Genomic DNA, 16,572 nt, shown 5'->3' with positions numbered 1-16,572 from the left:
TGTCATCGTTTCTGATAGCCTTTACAAGCCTGATTTATCCTGATACCTGCTCTTCTTATTTATCTTTTTCGTTTAGGCTTCGCTCCTCTTGTTTTGGGCTTGCCGTACTTTTGCTTCATTTTATCTGCGTGAGAGATTTTCACGTTTACCTTTTTATTCTTCGCCAACTTCTCGTGGAAAGCCGGTCCTGCATCTTCCCTGGTTGGAAGTTTTATCAGGAAGTTCTTCATCTTCACTTCCGGCTTTTCGTCGTCTGTCAGTACATCCGAGATCACCAGGTCTTCCGGCAAAGGCAATATAGGGATCTGATAATTCATCAGCTCCTCTATCTTTTCCTGGCGTTCCCTTTCTCTGTCGGCGATAAAAATAATGGAGTTTCCTTCTTTATCAGCACGGCCTGTTCTACCGATACGATGCAGATAACTTTCCGGTACTTCCGGCGTATCAAAGTTGATAACATGTGATACTTCTGCAATGTCAAGACCCCTCGCGATAATATCTGTGGCAATGATAAATCTGTAAGTGCCATCCTTGAACCTCTTCACCGTATTGAAACGATGGTTCTGTTCTTTATTCGAGTGGATCACACCTGCTTTTTCAGGATATTTAGCTTCCAGCTGTTCATATAGCTGGTTGGCCATTTCTTTTGTAGCTACGAATATCAGGACCTTCGTCATGGAGCTGTCCCGTTCCAGCAACAGTTCCAGCAAGTTTACTTTCGTATAGAAATTAGGCACATGGTAGCCCGTCTGACTGATATTTTTAAGGGGTGTTCCTACAGGAGCCGCTTCTACGGTCACCGGGAAATTAAAATGAGTGGCTATCAGCTGTTCTACTTCCTCCGTAATAGTAGCTGAGAACAGCAAATTCTGGCGCCTTTGTGGCAGCAGATCAAGAATATGCTGGATCTGTGGCCGGAAACCCAGGTTCAGCATCTCATCCATTTCATCTATTACAACCCGTTTGATCGCTTTCAATTTCAGGGTGCCGCTTAACACAATATCCACCAGGCGGCCCGGAGTAGATACCACTACATCCAGTTTACCTGCCGCGATTTCCATCTGCGGATTCATATTCACGCCTCCGTAGAAGCCGGCAGCTTCCACACTCATATAGGGCGTCAGCTGTTTTACAGCGTCCACTACCTGCACTACCAGCTCACGGGTAGGCACTACGATCAGGAGTTGCGGAAAGCGTTCTTTGGAAAATTTAAACTGTCGCAGGCAGGGCAGCAGGTACGCGAAAGTTTTTCCGGTACCGGTCTGGGCTATTCCACATACATCCTGCCCTGACATCACTACTGAGAACACCTTCTGCTGGATGACAGTGGGCGTCGTATATCCCAGATCACTCAACGCATTCAGTAAAGGCCTGCTCAGGTTTAATTCGTCGAAAGTCATAATTCAGATAAAAATGAACGGCAAAGGTACTGCTAATCCTGCACATTCATTATTGGGCGGGCATTATCTGTCAAATCGGAGCCAGGAAGGGAGGTAATCTTCCAGGAAACCCGCACCAGCTTTTGCCCGGAGCATCGGGCTCAATATCTGTAAAACCAGCAGTAGGCCAATCGTCATGGCCAAACTAATGCCACAGAAGATCCAGGCGGGTATCTCTCTGGCATACAGGTACATATTCCATTCCTGTGTATTCATCAGCAGAAACACTACGGCTCCCGCAGCATATGCAAAGATCACTGTCAACACAGATTTTATGATCCGCAGCCAGTAACGGTCTTCTCTGGAGGATAACAGCTCCGCAAGGTTCAGCATCAATAATACCAGGCTAAGACCGTAAGTGAAAATATGTTCCTGGTAAATAGTCTTCCTTTCTGCCTCCAGCAGACTGCTCTTGAAACCAAGGTATAAGATATTGTTGGGAATCATCATTGTTAACCAGTAGATTACACCAAAACCTACAACAATGCCGATATAAGGAAGAAACCCGCGGAATGCCATTAAAGAATTATTTAATACAAATATATAAACTTAAAGATATATATGTACTTCCGGCGCTCCTGAAGTTATGCAGAACTTATCCCGATTGACGGGTACCAGACCTCCGGGCTACACCAAACAGGATATTGTGCGTGAAAATCAATTATTTAACTAACTCCCTATATCAAAAAAGGGGCTTGACCGGCCCCTTTTTCTATTTGTTATTGCTGATAACTTGTTATTTCTGTTGATAGCTCCCCGCTATTTTTACCAGTCTGTCCGGATAATCTGTAATGATCCCATCCACCTGGAGAGACATCATCTTTTCCATATCGCTCACTTCATTCACTGTCCAGGGTAAAATCAACACCTTTTTATCATGTGCTTCCTTCACCAGCTCCGGTGTAACCAATGAATAATAAGGACTGTAGATAGCAGGTGTAAATCCGAGTTTTTCCAGGTTAGCCGCAAAAGTATTCTTGTTCATGATCAGCAACGCCAATGTTTGCTTTGGATCAGTCTTGTGGATCACCTGCAAGGTACGTACATCGAACGACTGTATAGTGACCCTGTCTGTGATCTTCTTTTTCTTTATCACATCCATGACCATTCCTGCAAACACATCCGGTTTTGGATGAAATTTTCCGTCTCCTTCGGGAGAGCATTTTGTTTCGATATTGTAGTATACCGGCTTCAGGTGATGTTTTTTCACATAAGCTTCCACGCTGTCTATCAGGTCTGCCAGCAGCGGCTTATGTGCTTTCATCTTCACCTGCTCCGGAAACTGTGGATGCGGTTTCGTTCCCACATCAAATTTACGGATACTGTCGTACGTCATCGTGTATAGTGCGTACTGCTTTTCTTCCTCCTTCGTGATATCAGAACCGTCAGGCTTCCTGATAAATGCCGAAGACATGAACACGTCATGCGACACTACTACCTTGTTATCTGAAGAGATGACACAATCCAGCTCCAATGTCCTTACACCAAGATCAACGGCGTGTAACATGGCAGGTATAGTGTTCTCCGGCATTAAGCCTCTTCCCCCGCGATGTGCCTGTACATCTGTTTTCTGCTGGGCGAAAGCATGTGTTGCAGCTGCTATCATTGCTATCTGTAAAAGAAAAGTACGTTTCATCATAATCCTGTTATGCAAAGCAAGTTGGTATTTAAAACAAGAAAACTGAAATTATCTTAATGTTAAGAGAATTCTAAGATAATTTTTCGCACGCTTATTTTGGTATATAAAATATCCTTATTTTTGGAACCGTTTTACAACATTAGACCTTCCTGACATTCCCCTGGATTTACTTATACGTTTGTTAATTATTAACTATGGGGAATAAATCTTTTTATGATCTTGATTATATTATTGAGCTAAACGAACAACGCTTAGAGCAGTATGCTAATATTTATCAGAAAACTGTCGATCGGTTCACGACATTACTGGTGATCTATTCTGCATTCTGTATTTTTCTGGTGCCGATCATTCAGACATTATTTCTTACAAAAGAAGAATATCATTGGTCATACTATTGTTCATTTTATACGTTTTGCATTCTTTTCATCATTTCCGTCATCAATTCCGTTATGCTGCTGTCCCCGGGAGCATTGTACATTCTAATTGCACCCAGGGCATATTATACGGGGGTCAAGCAATTCTTTGAAGCAAAAGGCATTGCGTCCACTCAGATCGACGCTATGATAAAAACGTATTACATCACAGAACTTGAAAGAGGTATCACTGCGAATGGGCGAAGTTTAAGTCACAAAACATCATTCTACAACTGGGCGTTTCGTTTTGCAATCATGGCTTGCATCCCTTACCTGTATTGCATTTGGCTACAAATAAATTCCGAAAAAAAGGCTATTCTAAAAAAAGAAACTATTAATAATTTAAGTAGTTTTACTAAAACCAATCATATATGTGGTGGAGAAAACCAAAGTACAAAGAAATTGATGATGACCTCGTCGAACATTTGAAATATGGCTATCCTGGAGGTATACATCCCAGAGATATGATCTCTCCAGAGGGCATACGAGGCAAAATGTATCTGTGGGGGTTTATACCTGACAAATTTCAACCCAAGCCAATTTACGAGATTTTACTCGAGCAAATGGAAGAACAAAAAAGAAATAACCGCACATAAACGGTTATTTCTTTTTCCTGCTCTGTACAATTGGTCCAAATGGACCATACTTATGTTGATTAATAGAAAACGTATCAGGGAATGGTCCCATCGCTACATCCACTGGTTTGGTGGATAACACAGGCCAATCGCCTTCAAATACTTTAACAGGTCTTGATTGTGAACTTACAAACGCAGCTACGTCCCAGGCTTCCTCCTCACTCAGATATGCATTGCCGAATGGCATATTTGCTTTAATATATCCGGCTAATTTCGTCAGCCGGTAAATACCCGCACCTGTATTATAACTATGGGGTCCCCACAAAGGAGGATACAAATAATTTACGCCTGATGAATCATACTTCCCGCTTCCATCACGGTTATGACATTGTACACAGTCACGTTCAAAAATCATTTGACCTTTTATTGTATCAGCTGCCCTTTGCAGGTAAGGTAATTGTTTAATACCGCTGCCGGGTGGTCTGTATCCTTTAGCTACGTCCTTTCCCAGCCATTTGATATAGGATGTCATTGCCCTCATCTCCCGGCTGTTGCTATCCAGCGGACTACCATTCAGACTTCTGATGAGACAATCGTTGATCTTTTTTTCCAGCGACTCAATAGTACCACTGCGTTCCCTGAAGCGAGGGAAATTTGCTGCTGCGGCAGCGTAATTGTTGCCCATAAATTTCGTGCCTGCATCCAGGTGACAATTCTGGCAATTCATGCCATTACTAATATTGGCCACCTTCCCCGCTGGTCCGAGATAAACGGAAGTACGTGCTATTAGTTCCCGGCCATACAAAATCAGGTCACCAGCCGCAGTAGGAGGGATATCGGCAGTATCGGGCGGCGTCCAATATACCTTGTCATTCCTGCAGGCTACGGGCATAACAATTACACTTACTGTCCAGAAGATGAACAGCATCATCACAGCAAGTCGCATAGGTGATGATTAACAGATCAACCGGCAAAACAATACGCACATTGCTTCTCCTGTGCGCGGCTGATGGCCCATATGCCGGATGGTACTATCTGTATACCAGGCAACAAGCCTGCGACCCACTCTTTTCTCACATCCTCCGCGTTTCCTCCCATTTGCTGGGCTACGACAGCACTGTAAACAGTCAGCGCCATGTTGCAGACACAGAACATTACACCACTGTCCTGCAGCTCATTAATGCCAATGGCCACATTACCTATACCGGGAACATTAAAGTCGCCCGCCTTCGGCTGCCAGAACGGATTTCTCGTTGCAGGCTTTTTCGTAAGCGGATCATCTGCCTTGAATACCTCGCCAAGCTTATACTTCGCCCATAGTTCATCCTTCATGGCATAAGGAATAGCATCGTGCCGTAATACAACAACGACACCACAGTCCTTTTCAGGTACGCCCGTTGCTTCATTCGTTAACAGGAATACTTTTGCCCATGCAAACGGGAATATTTCATGTGGCTGCGGCACATCCAAAACGAGGCGGTGTTTTCCCTTGATCTTGTTGATCCAGGCTTCAGGATCTTCACCATCTGAAGTAACAGGGACAGGCTGCGTTGCAGCATACAGCGGTAATGTCCCCAATGAGGGTAGACCCAATGCGGTTGCACCCAGCATCATCTTACCCAGGAAGTCACGACGGTTCGTGAACAGCTCTTTGTCTGTTTTTTCCATATGTCAGTATTTAGATAACTCCTGTTGTGGCAAAACGATAACATAGCTGCTTGAGGGACAGGCTACATTGCTTTTCTGAAATACGGTCGGTTACATGTGAAGTAAGGATAGATGTGATTATCAACAAGACAAAAATAGGGAACTTTAATTAAACTAAAAATATTTTAGTGGATAGAGAAATAACGTGTGAAGGGCGCTGGGAGAACTTATTAGCCGGTATTGCCGGCTTAATACGATGCCCGATGTGATGGTAATAGCGGAGTCAACAGAAGAGATTGATTTATGGTCAAAACAGTGACGTATATACGGCACGGGTAGTATCTGAAATTCCCTGCAGAACTACATATCTGTTTATATAGTCCTGCAGGAATATTCCCTTTTATTTGGCGCCATCTAAAGTGCTCTGTTTATAGCTTGTTGTCACCGGCCTGTATTTTACATTTTCGATCTTTATCACGACAGGGTTTGGCCACTTCCTGTCAGTATAAAAACGCTGTCCGTTCACAGCGCTGATCAGCAGTCCTACCGGCGTTGACTGCGAATAGATCCCTGCGTCAAATCCTTCCTTATATTCCACCAGCTCACTGGCATATCCGAGGATAGACACTTTGGTTTGCGGTGTACCTTCCAGCGTGCGTATCACCAGGTCTTTCCTTTCCCCATATTTCCAGTCTTTGCCTCCGGGCACGAATGCGTATACGGTACTCGTATCTTTTCCACGGGTGAACCATATGTTTCCTTCCCTTGCAATATGCCAAGGCCTTACCCCCTGCACCGCCTCTCCATTCGCCAGGTTCCAAAGCGCCAGTTCACGCAGCAGGGCCTCCTGCTCTATCTGGATCTCTCCATCGGGTTTCGGACCAACATTCAGCAAAAGATTACCCCCTTTTGCGCGTGTCTCTATCAGCATATTGATCATTTCCGTTCCGGACTTCTGCGGGTCATTGGTCGGCTTGTACTGCCAGTCAGTCCCCATTGTAAAACAGGCCTCCCAGGGACCGGGCATGATAGCCGCCGGCAATTCCTGTTCGGGTGTGTTCATTTGTCCGCGGGTGACCACAATATCCGGCTGCAGTTCCCAGGCATATTCTTTCAGGCCTTCTGCCGGTCCGTCAAAGAAGATAAAATCGATCTTACCGTAGTTGGTCAGCAGCTCTTTCAGCTGCGACTTATCATAGGCCATCAGACCGGGATTTTTTTCCGGGAAATGCTGTGGTAACTGCATTCTGCCAATAGGTACTTTATGCTTATAGAGGTAGTAAAAATCTTCGGGAGAGAAGTAGACGCCGATGGCAATCCCCTGTTTTCGGAAAGCATCAAAGATGGCGCGGGTCGCATCTTTTTTGAAAGGGGTGTTCATAATGTTGAAAGGCGTTGTTTTAGTGTCCCACATACAGAAACCCGCATGATGTTTAGCTGTAAAGACGATGTACTTCATCCCTGCCAGCCTGGCCAGTACCGCCCAGTCGTCCGGGTTGAACTTGTGCGGATTAAACGTTTTGGGCAATTCTGTCGTAAAACGTTCCAGATAATCGTCAGAGGCGCCCGCCATGGAATGGCTGATAACAGCGCCAACCTGCACGTCCACGCTCCAGTGAATGAACATTCCTAATCCAAGGTCCATAAACCATTTTTCCTTCGCAGGATCATTGGCAGTCTTTTGTGCGCTGGTACTGATACACATGACAAAGGCGCAGGCTGCCAGTAAAATTCGTCTAAACATATTTTGGTCACATTTGCATGAGCAATAATAATACAGAGAAATGCCAGCAAATACAAGCAAAATCGGGTATGGGGATAGGGGTTCGGAGATGAATAGCCGTCAATGATACAATTGAAACTCAATTTCGATACAATTGAAACCGATTTTCACTACATATACAACTAAAATGCATTGTTTTATATTAATTTTTAATTTGTAATTTTGAACCAATGCTGACTTATTATATCGTACTACCGTTTATCTATCTTATATCCCTGTTACCGTTCCCGTTATTCTACGGTGTCTGTGATGTGATGTTCCTTTTACTGTATTATGTAATTGGTTATCGTAAAAAGGTGGTACTTCAAAATCTGCAAAACGCTTTCCCTGAGAAATCTGCGAAGGAGATCGAACAGATCCGCCGCCGTTTTTACCGCTATTTCTGCGATCTGCTGCTGGAAACGTTCAAAACACTGACTATCTCCCGCACGGCCGCTATCAGGCGCTGTAAACTCACACCAGAGGCACAGGCGCTTTTTGACCGTTATGCGGCCGAAAACAGGAGCATTATGATCGTTATGGGGCATTATGGTAACTGGGAGTGGGCAGGTAATACTTTCAGTCTCCAGGGTAAACACCACCTGTATGTGGTTTACCATCCTCTCAGCAATAAATACTTCAATGGACTGATGTACCGCATGCGTACCCGTTTTGGTACAGGTCTCATCAGCATGAAAGATACTTTCCGCGACATGGTAGCACACAGAAGCGAGCTGGACGCCACCGCTTTCATTGCCGACCAGACACCTGCTCCTAACAGTGCTTACTGGACAAACTTCCTGAATCAGGACACTCCTGTATTCCAGGGTACAGAAAAGATTGCCCGTAAAATGAACTATCCGGTGGTGTATGTGCGGGTACAGCGCGTAAAACGCGGCTACTACGAGATTTCCGCACGCACACTGTTTGACGAACCGGCATCTACCAAAGATGGAGAAATCACCACGGCTCATACGCAGGCGCTGGAACAGGACATCTGCGCTCATCCTGAATTCTGGCTCTGGAGCCATAGAAGATGGAAACATAAACGGCCCGAAGCTGCCAAACAGCCAGCTGCACCGGTAGCCGCCATTTGAGAAACAATTATCCTATACCTTATTACAATACCTACTTATTATTACTTTCAGAACCAATGCTAACAGGAAAACAACTGATCCTTGCCACAAAACCATACGCGAAAGAGACCCGCTGGAAAAGCTGGTATTATACCCTTTCCACCGCGGTAATACTGGCTGGACTTTTTGCAGGCACTGCCCTCCTTCCCTGGCTGCTTTTACGCATTCTTTGCAGTATACTGTCCGGGCTGGTAATTGTCCGGATGTTTGTGATCTATCATGATTATCAGCATCACACTATTCTTTACCAATCAACGGCAGCCAAAGTGCTGTTCAGTGCCTTTGGTGTGTTTATACTGGCGCCTGCCAGCATCTGGAAACGCTCGCACGACTATCATCATGCACACAATTCCAAGCTGTTTACAGCCAGTATTGGTTCCTTTCCCATTATGACGCAGCAGAAATACCTGGAATCGACTCCTGCTGAAAGGCGTTCTTACCTGGCTGCCCGTCACCCGGTTACCATCCTATTCGGATATATCAGCATGTTTATGGTGGGTATGAGCCTGCGTTCGTTTACGAGTAGCCCTTCCCGCCATATGGACTCACTGCTGGCGCTCGTCTTGCATTTCACTGCCGGTACGCTGCTTTTTGTTTTTATGGGTTGGCTCAGCCTGTTATTACTGCTGATCATACCGTTTTTCATCGCCTGCGCCATCGGCGCCTACCTGTTCTATGCACAGCATAATTTCCCTGGCGTAACCTTCAGGGACAAAGAAGGCTGGTGTCATGACAATGCGGCTATGGCGTCTTCCAGTTATATGCTGATGAGTCCTTTCTGGAAATGGGTAACCGGCAATATCGGCTATCATCATATTCACCACCTGAACTCGCGTATACCTTTTTACCGCCTACCTGAGGCTATGGCAGCTATTCCGGAATTACAGCAGGCAAAAACCACCTCCCTGTCGCCAGGGGCTATCTGGGCTTGCCTGAAACTGAAGATCTGGAGTCCGGAGGTCAATAAAATGATCACTATCAGACAATTGAAAGCTCAACCGGCTCCGGTACGTGCAGTAGCGGTGTAACGCATTCCTGTTTCAAATCAGGATTAAACTTCGTCCTGATCTCGTCTTAACAATGCTTCTCCTATGCTCATCTTACGTTCATCTTACGTTCCGGGACGTAAGATGAACGTAAGATGACCATAGGAGAACCATTGTTTGTACGTGACTATATCGAAGTCATATCCCGGAAATATCTCGTACAAAAGCCCCCATCTTACAGCCCGTCCCTACATCTCAATTTCATTTCAGGTATAAATACGCACAAATCACGTATTTACTACCTAATGGCTTACATTTCAGCATATTACCTTTGTGAGCATCGTTAACACCCAAAACACCCCAAAATGTCAAAAGAAAAGAAAAACCAGACATCAGCAGATGAAAAGCAGGCGCTTGTGGACCTGCAGCATATCCGTACACAGGTCGTACAGGACAGGACTATCTTCAACCTTGAAGCTGTGGGCCGCAACTACAAACTTGGGCAGGCTTATAAGAGTGTTCGTAACCTGCGGCTGACTGACAGAGAGAATATACAGCTGCAAACTTACAATGACTACCTGTCGCGTTACAAGAATTTTCTGGAGTTGAAACCCCTCATTGAAGATAAACCCCGGCCGTCCTACCCTGCCGGAGAAAGCTACCTGAATACTTACAACAAGTTCCGTTTTACCCGTGGTAAGGTATTGGTGATGGTACATGCCGATATCTTTGAACAGGTGAAAGAGCGTATCCACCGTTATGTACTGGACCTGGGCCGGGACGGCTTCTGGGCTACTATTCACGTGGTGCGGGGAGGCAAGCCAGCCTATATCAGGAACTATATCCGCGATAAGGCGCCGGCAGGCGTTGTAATGGTAGGCGCTATTCCTGTAGCATGGTTTGAAATGGACGACGATTTTTACGGTGCACATGCTGAATTCCCCTGCGATCTGTTCTACATGGATACCAACGGTACCTGGACGGACGCTGACGGAGATGGCAAGTATAATGCAGTAAGCGGCAATGTTACACCTGAGATCTGGGTAGGACGTATCTGGACGCCCACTTCCGGCGGTAATGATGTGGCGCTGATCAACAACTATTTTGACCGCAATCACCTGTTCCGTGTCGGCTCACTGGGTCATTCCCGCTCTGCACTGGCGTATGTGGAAGATGACTGGACCGGTTTTGATGATTGTGAGATGGACCTGATGACCCCTTCTGCCTATATAACGAAATACACCAATCCAGACATTACAGATGCTGACCTGTACAAGACAGAAATTAACAAGACGCGCTCCTTTGTACAATTATGTTCCCATTCATCTCCACATGTACATTCCTTCCGTATTCCCGCAGAAGGCACGACAGAGTGGATCGACAGGTCTTATTTCCGCGACGAACGTTGTCCGAACGCCAATTTCTTCAACCTGTTCTGCTGTAGCACTGCACGTTTTACCGAAAATGACTATCTCGGCGGATGGTACATTTTCGATAAGACAGGAGGCGAAACGAATATGGGATTAACGGTAGTGGGTAGTACCAAAACCGGTTCTATGCTGTTCTTTGCTGACTTCTATGAGCCCATCGGTAAAGGCAGTTGTATCGGCTCTGCGCTCACCCAATGGTGGCAGGCCCGCGGTGCAGATCATGACCTCGGTGAAAGACAATGGTTCTATGGTATGAGTATTCTGGGAGATCCTACCCTCACCTGGTGGAAAGGCGCAGTACCGAGACTACAGGAACCTGCCGACGGATCAGTGTTCAATCACTACCCCCGCACGATGACCTTCCGCTGGGCGCCGGTAAATATACCGGGGGCAACCTACTCGCTGGAAATAGACGCTTTTGGCGCTATCACGGCAGGTCAGTGGGCAGCTCAATCTTTCCGTAGCTTTGGCGTATACCACAACATTACAGGCACTTCCTTCAATCATAACTTCGTGGGTGCACAACCAGGACGCTGGCGTGTAAGAGCCAAAGTAGGCGACCGTTATTGTTCCTGGTCTGAATGGTCTTATTTCCGTTTCACCGTCTGACGATATACTACAATGCAGGCAAGTATCAGGTGGCCGCTCAAATTACCGGGCGGTCACCTTTAATAATCACCGGAGGCGCCACCGCCACCACCCGTGCCTCCGCCAAATTCCAGCTGATTTGGCTGTGGAGTAGCAGCATGGCTCATGGTTTGCGCAATTACCAGTGATTCTATCTGTATAGCTTCCATGGCATGTCTCTCGTCAGAAGATGCTTCTGTAAAACCGTGACGCGGCGTTTTGAGATAACGGATCACTGCATAGGCAATGCCGATCATCGCCAAACCTCCCAGCGTCATGGCTACTTCAAGCGGAGCCACACTGTGATAATAACGGATGGTGTACACGATACCGGCTACCAGCACCAGCCCCACACAGATCAGTATCCGGTCTTTCCTGCGGATGCCTGCATAAATATACAGCAACGGCAATGTGACTGTCAGTATCCAGAAAAACCATCCCCCGGGAATGTCCTGACCAGGTTGCAGATCCATATTGAACATTTCATTACTTACCTCCCTCACCACGAAATAATTTCCACCCAGATAGAGCGTGATCAGTGCGCAGACCTGTAACATCTGCAAACATTTTTTATAATGCCGGTAGGTATGTACCGCTATCAGTTTCACTGAAAGAAAATATACAGCTGCTGAAGCCAGCATAACCATGAAGGGGATGATCAGCTTTGCAATATTGCCCAATTCAACACATCCGGAAAAGATCAGGCCAAGAAAAGACAAATGGGCGACTATGCTCATACTGACATCCGCGAAGCGCAACACAAAATAGAGCGATAATATCAGCGCTGCAAAACACCATACCCATGCAGGTGCATCAGCATCGGTAGCGATGCCTAATGCTGAAAGCAAAAAGATACCTGCACCCCATATCAAAGCGGCATCGGCTCCTGATTTATAATGTTTCTTTTCACGTATCATATATTCAGCAAGGCCATAAGAGCCGGCGCCGAAAAGCATACAGAGGAAAGCGAAAGCACCCTCACCTCCCGCCATGAACAAGAGGCAAAATAAACCGAAGGAAAACAGGAGGATGATGGCCGTCAGGATAAAAATGCCGATACGCATGTAGGGATTGGGCGTATAAAGATCGGCCGGATATGCTGTTGTGATGGCATTGTACTCCTCCGCCGTAATGCAGTCTGCATTCTTCGCCATCCCGGCCTGTTCCTGTACATACACGTTGTCTAACGACTGACTGTTATATGCGATCATGCTTTCTTCAGTTTTTTATTAATGTTAATCAACAATAAGATGGCGCCTATGCCGGACATAATAAAATACAATAGCCCGGCGTAGATACCTCCCTCTGAGTCTGTTCTCATCAACAATCTTACTATCACAAAGCTCAGCCCTATGTATGCATATAATGTAATGATCAGCACGAAATAAAAAGAGCCCTGCTTCATGGCCTGGTTGTAGAAGAAAATAGTTACAGCCACCAGCAACAGGAACCATAATCCATACGCTCCGTCGTATGCCGCAAACATTCCCGCGAGGTTCGCGATGAGAAAAATATGCGTACCGAAGTTGCTGTAGGTGAACGAGAAATGGGCTTTAAACCGCAAGCGGTGACTCAGTAAAGCAGCTACTATCAGCAAAGCACCCAGCACTAACCCGGTATATATCAGTGTATAACTGGAAAAATCGTTGGCGCTTAACAACTGGAGCGGTGTTACTGTTACGCCCATCCAGGCGGCCAGATTGGTGATAGCCATACTCAGTACACCGAGGTGATCAAAGTAATAAGCTGAGAAAAACAATACCAGCATCGGGATGAAAGTAGCCGCGCCATACCTGGTGCCAAACACATTGTATTGCACCTGCAGATAAGTGATGAAGGTGATCAGCAACAAACACCCCAGTAACAGGATATAATCAAAAAAACCGTTAGGCGCAGGTACTTTCTCCCGGGAGAAAGGTAACTTATGGCGGAAGCTATAGTAAAAGCAACCGCCACAAGCTACTGCTATTGCCAGCAGAATGACCTGATGACCTATCGTATCAATATTCTTATATACCAGTATCCCTAAGCCTCCGCTTAGTAAGAGAACGCCCAGGTACAGGATGGTCTTGAGTTCCCAGTGTACAGAGAATAGCCTGTTTGCTGCGATGGTGCGTACTTTTTCTGCTGATGCAGCCGAAATAGTCCCCTCTTTTTGAAGTTGTTCAAACAAATCAATATCCATAACATTCGAAATGATGCGAAAAAGTATAACAATAAGTTCACATCAGCAAGCTATAAATATCAAAATGGCTGTTTTCAGCTAGGGAGTGACAATAATACCTTTAACCGTGTTGCTCAACATTGTCTTTATTCTAAGCATTTTGGGAGTGAGTGCCTCATCAGGGAGCTCGCTGTACCACCTGTAGGCTTCATCAAATACCTCGGCAAAATCCCGCATGGCTTCTGTCTCCGTCCTGCCAACGCCAAAGATAGACAGCATGGTATTTTCGATCACGTAATGACCATTTTCCTTGCCCATAACGGACAATAAGGGAAAATTAAACAGATACTGCCTGTCTTTCCCATTGATCACCTTCGGTGAAAACAGATAAACTTTCTTGCGTTTACGCTTACGTGTCCTTGCTTTCTTTTTTAATAATGCATTCTTCATATGTATAGTTTTTAATTCAACATTCACGAACGTCTAAACAGCTGTGCCTTACGGCAGGCAACCTGTTCAGGAAATATGATATGATGTAAGAGGAAATCCGGGTACAATGGCAGTCAGTTTTTCATCTTACAAACAATGGTTTAATGTGCATCAGTACAACGCATCACTACACAAGTTTAAGAAACAATTTATGGGATTTAGTTAATTGGAAGTTAATAAGTATTTATTTTTTTCATCTACATGCATTTACGCTATATCAGCTATTATCGGGCGTTCCCACATATTTACACAGGAAATAAATTTTATTACTTTGCAATCGTTAGCACCTTAAAATTTATTTTTAAAACTTCTGACAATCATCTAGATTTGCAGACACAAGAATGGAAGTATTCCACTTTATTACGTAAAAAAGCACCTCAAGAACCTTATTTTTCTTTCACTATCGGGACCACCAGACAGGCAACATCCTAACATATCTTTTGTGAAGACGTTGATGTACCAACATCAATAGTAAATCCTGCACGTGCATTTCCTTAGCACCGTTACTTACTTCTAAATTCAGCATTGAATTTCGGATTCGTTATTCTGTTCACTCCAAAACAATACCATTCAAATGTCTAACATCAAGATCTCAGAATTGGTAGCCGACCTGCAGAAGGAAGGTACCCAGTGGCAGGCAAGAGAAACAACAGTTTCCCAACTGCCCGATCCACAGCAAAAAGCTTTATTGGGTGTCATCGTAAACACTGAGGAACTTGCCGCCGTTATGAACAAGCGCGCTGCCGCTGCTCCGGTAGCCAATTTTGCTCAGGAAGTGGACTGGCGTAACCGCAATGGTAACCATATCACTCCTGTGAAAGATCAGGGTGGATGCGGCTCCTGCGTTTCGTTCTGTGCTACCTCAGTTACTGAAGCAATGGCGTCCATTGAAAAAGGACAATTGCTCAACCTCTCAGAAGCAGACCTGCATTTCTGTTCATCGCATGGTGCAAACTGCGGAGGATGGTGGCCTACTGATGCTTTCAGCCAGATCAAATCAAGAGGTATTCCGGACGAAGCATGCTTCCCTTATGAAACCGCTTTTCCGGAAAACAACATCTGGAAACAGCCCCCTACATGTAAAGTCGGTCCTAACCGTGATGCAAGGGCAGTAAAGATCACTAACTCTACTACCATCGCAAACATCACTGAAAGAAAGAACTACCTTTCCAACAACGGCCCATGCTCCGCTGTTATGCATGTGTACGAAGACTTCTTCTCTTATGCTGATGGTGTATACAAACATGTCAGTGGGTCAGATTATGGTCTGCACTGTGTAACAGTGATCGGTTATTCAGAAACAGAACACTGCTGGATCTGTAAGAACTCCTGGGGCTCCGGTTGGGGTAAGGGAGGATTCTTCAAGATCGCTTACGGACAAGCTGGTATAGATACAGAATTCCCATTCTGGACTGCCAGTGGAATTAAACTACCTCAGACAACCGGATGGCATGGATGGGAGAACCTCGGCGGTTTACTATCATCCAGACCAAATGCAGTATCATGGGGACCAAACCGCATTGACGTTGTTGTACGCGGCATGGATTCTGCCGTTTATCACAAATGGTGGAATGGTTCTTCATGGAATGGCTGGGAATCGCTGGGTGGTCAGATCCAGGGAGCGCCTGCTATCTGTTCATGGGCATCCGGACGACTGGATATCTTCGCCCTGGGCCTCAACCATCACCTGTATCACAAATGGTATCAGGGAGGATGGAGCGGATGGGAAGACCTCGGTGGATTGTTATCTTCCGAACCTGCGTGCGTAAGCTGGGGACCAAACCGCATAGATATTTTCGCAAGAGGCATGAACTCTTCTATGTGGCATCTCTGGTGGAATGGCGCATGGCATGGATGGGAAGACCTCGGAGGCGTTATCAATTCAGCACCGGCAGTATCTTCCTGGGCGCCGGGCAGACTGGATTGCTTCGCTCGCGGCCTGAACAATCACCTGTTCCACAAATGGTATGATACCAAATGGAGCGCATGGGAAGACCTGCAGTCTAACATGTTCGGTAGTCCTGCTGCTGTATCATGGGGGGCTAACAGGATAGATGTATTCTTCCCCGGACAAACCTACAACATGATGCACAAATGGTGGGATGGCGCCAAATGGAGCGGAGATGAAAACCTCGGAGGTATCCTCTCTTCTGACGTAGGCGTATCTTCATGGGCAGCCGGACGGCTCGACTGCTTTGTGCAAGGTACCGATTCCGCTATGTATCATAAATGGTACGTATAAATAGCAGTTATTATTGCGAATTA

14 protein-coding genes are annotated in these 16,572 nt (G+C 45.7%); 5 read left to right on the top strand and 9 right to left on the bottom strand.

The window, feature by feature from the left end; translation table 11 throughout:
• Positions 1-59: 59 nt before the first annotated feature.
• From L3C95_RS08965 to L3C95_RS08955, 3 genes are all read right to left on the bottom strand, one after another.
• Positions 60-1,400 (bottom strand): DEAD/DEAH box helicase, encoded by a 1,341-nt coding sequence (locus tag L3C95_RS08965; protein WP_236386888.1) that lies wholly within the window; start codon positions 1,398-1,400, stop codon positions 60-62.
• A gap of 63 nt (positions 1,401-1,463) precedes the next feature.
• Positions 1,464-1,958: a hypothetical protein gene (locus L3C95_RS08960; protein ID WP_236386887.1), complete on the bottom strand. Its 495-nt coding sequence runs from the start codon at positions 1,956-1,958 to the stop codon at positions 1,464-1,466.
• 217 nt (positions 1,959-2,175) lie between these two features.
• Positions 2,176-3,078 carry a glycerophosphodiester phosphodiesterase family protein gene (locus L3C95_RS08955; protein WP_236386885.1) on the bottom strand — a complete coding sequence of 301 codons (903 nt, stop codon included), beginning with the start codon at positions 3,076-3,078 and terminating at the stop codon, positions 2,176-2,178.
• A gap of 784 nt (positions 3,079-3,862) precedes the next feature.
• On the opposite strand from L3C95_RS08955, the gene L3C95_RS08950 reads away from it, so the two are divergent.
• Entirely contained in the window at positions 3,863-4,087 is a 225-nt protein-coding gene (locus L3C95_RS08950; RefSeq protein WP_236386883.1) for a hypothetical protein, read from the top strand.
• Positions 4,088-4,091: 4 nt separating this feature from the next.
• On the opposite strand, the gene L3C95_RS08945 is transcribed toward L3C95_RS08950, so the two are convergent.
• From L3C95_RS08945 to L3C95_RS08935, 3 genes are all read right to left on the bottom strand, one after another.
• A complete protein-coding gene (locus L3C95_RS08945) occupies positions 4,092-5,012 on the bottom strand; it encodes a c-type cytochrome (protein ID WP_236386880.1) in 921 nt (306 codons plus the stop codon).
• A gap of 17 nt (positions 5,013-5,029) precedes the next feature.
• Complete coding sequence (locus L3C95_RS08940) at positions 5,030-5,734, bottom strand: hypothetical protein (protein WP_236386878.1); 705 nt, start codon at positions 5,732-5,734, stop codon at positions 5,030-5,032.
• A gap of 379 nt (positions 5,735-6,113) precedes the next feature.
• Positions 6,114-7,457, bottom strand: a complete 1,344-nt coding sequence (locus L3C95_RS08935; RefSeq protein ID WP_236386876.1) for an alpha-L-fucosidase — start codon at positions 7,455-7,457, stop codon at positions 6,114-6,116.
• Positions 7,458-7,666: 209 nt separating this feature from the next.
• Here L3C95_RS08935 and L3C95_RS08930 point away from each other — a divergent pair, with 209 nt between their 5' ends.
• The 3 genes from L3C95_RS08930 (at position 7,667) to L3C95_RS08920 (ending at position 11,636) form a co-directional block, all read left to right on the top strand.
• Positions 7,667-8,572, top strand: a complete 906-nt coding sequence (locus tag L3C95_RS08930; protein WP_236386874.1) for a lysophospholipid acyltransferase family protein — start codon at positions 7,667-7,669, stop codon at positions 8,570-8,572.
• Between the two features lie 56 nt (positions 8,573-8,628).
• Positions 8,629-9,639 carry a fatty acid desaturase family protein gene (locus L3C95_RS08925; protein ID WP_236386873.1) on the top strand — a complete coding sequence of 337 codons (1,011 nt, stop codon included), beginning with the start codon at positions 8,629-8,631 and terminating at the stop codon, positions 9,637-9,639.
• Between the two features lie 323 nt (positions 9,640-9,962).
• A complete protein-coding gene (locus L3C95_RS08920) occupies positions 9,963-11,636 on the top strand; it encodes a C25 family cysteine peptidase (protein ID WP_236386871.1) in 1,674 nt (557 codons plus the stop codon).
• Between the two features lie 59 nt (positions 11,637-11,695).
• Here L3C95_RS08920 and L3C95_RS08915 read toward each other — a convergent pair whose 3' ends face one another.
• The 3 genes from L3C95_RS08915 to L3C95_RS08905 form a co-directional block, all read right to left on the bottom strand.
• Positions 11,696-12,865, bottom strand: coding sequence for a hypothetical protein (locus tag L3C95_RS08915; protein WP_236386869.1), 1,170 nt, complete (start codon positions 12,863-12,865; stop codon positions 11,696-11,698).
• Entirely contained in the window at positions 12,862-13,839 is a 978-nt protein-coding gene (locus L3C95_RS08910; RefSeq protein ID WP_236386867.1) for a DUF2157 domain-containing protein, read from the bottom strand. Before L3C95_RS08910 ends, L3C95_RS08915 begins: the two co-directional genes overlap by 4 nt.
• A 78-nt stretch (positions 13,840-13,917) precedes the next feature.
• Entirely contained in the window at positions 13,918-14,268 is a 351-nt protein-coding gene (locus L3C95_RS08905) for a hypothetical protein (RefSeq protein ID WP_236386866.1), read from the bottom strand.
• A gap of 613 nt (positions 14,269-14,881) precedes the next feature.
• Here L3C95_RS08905 and L3C95_RS08900 point away from each other — a divergent pair.
• Positions 14,882-16,549: a C1 family peptidase gene (locus tag L3C95_RS08900; protein ID WP_236386864.1), complete on the top strand. Its 1,668-nt coding sequence runs from the start codon at positions 14,882-14,884 to the stop codon at positions 16,547-16,549.
• Positions 16,550-16,572 lie beyond the last annotated feature (23 nt).

The sequence above is a fragment of the Chitinophaga filiformis genome (assembly GCF_021646545.1).
Lineage (GTDB): Bacteria > Bacteroidota > Bacteroidia > Chitinophagales > Chitinophagaceae > Chitinophaga > Chitinophaga filiformis_A.
Note: the sequence above shows the minus strand (reverse complement) of the source record. Positions and strands in the feature narration are given on the sequence as shown.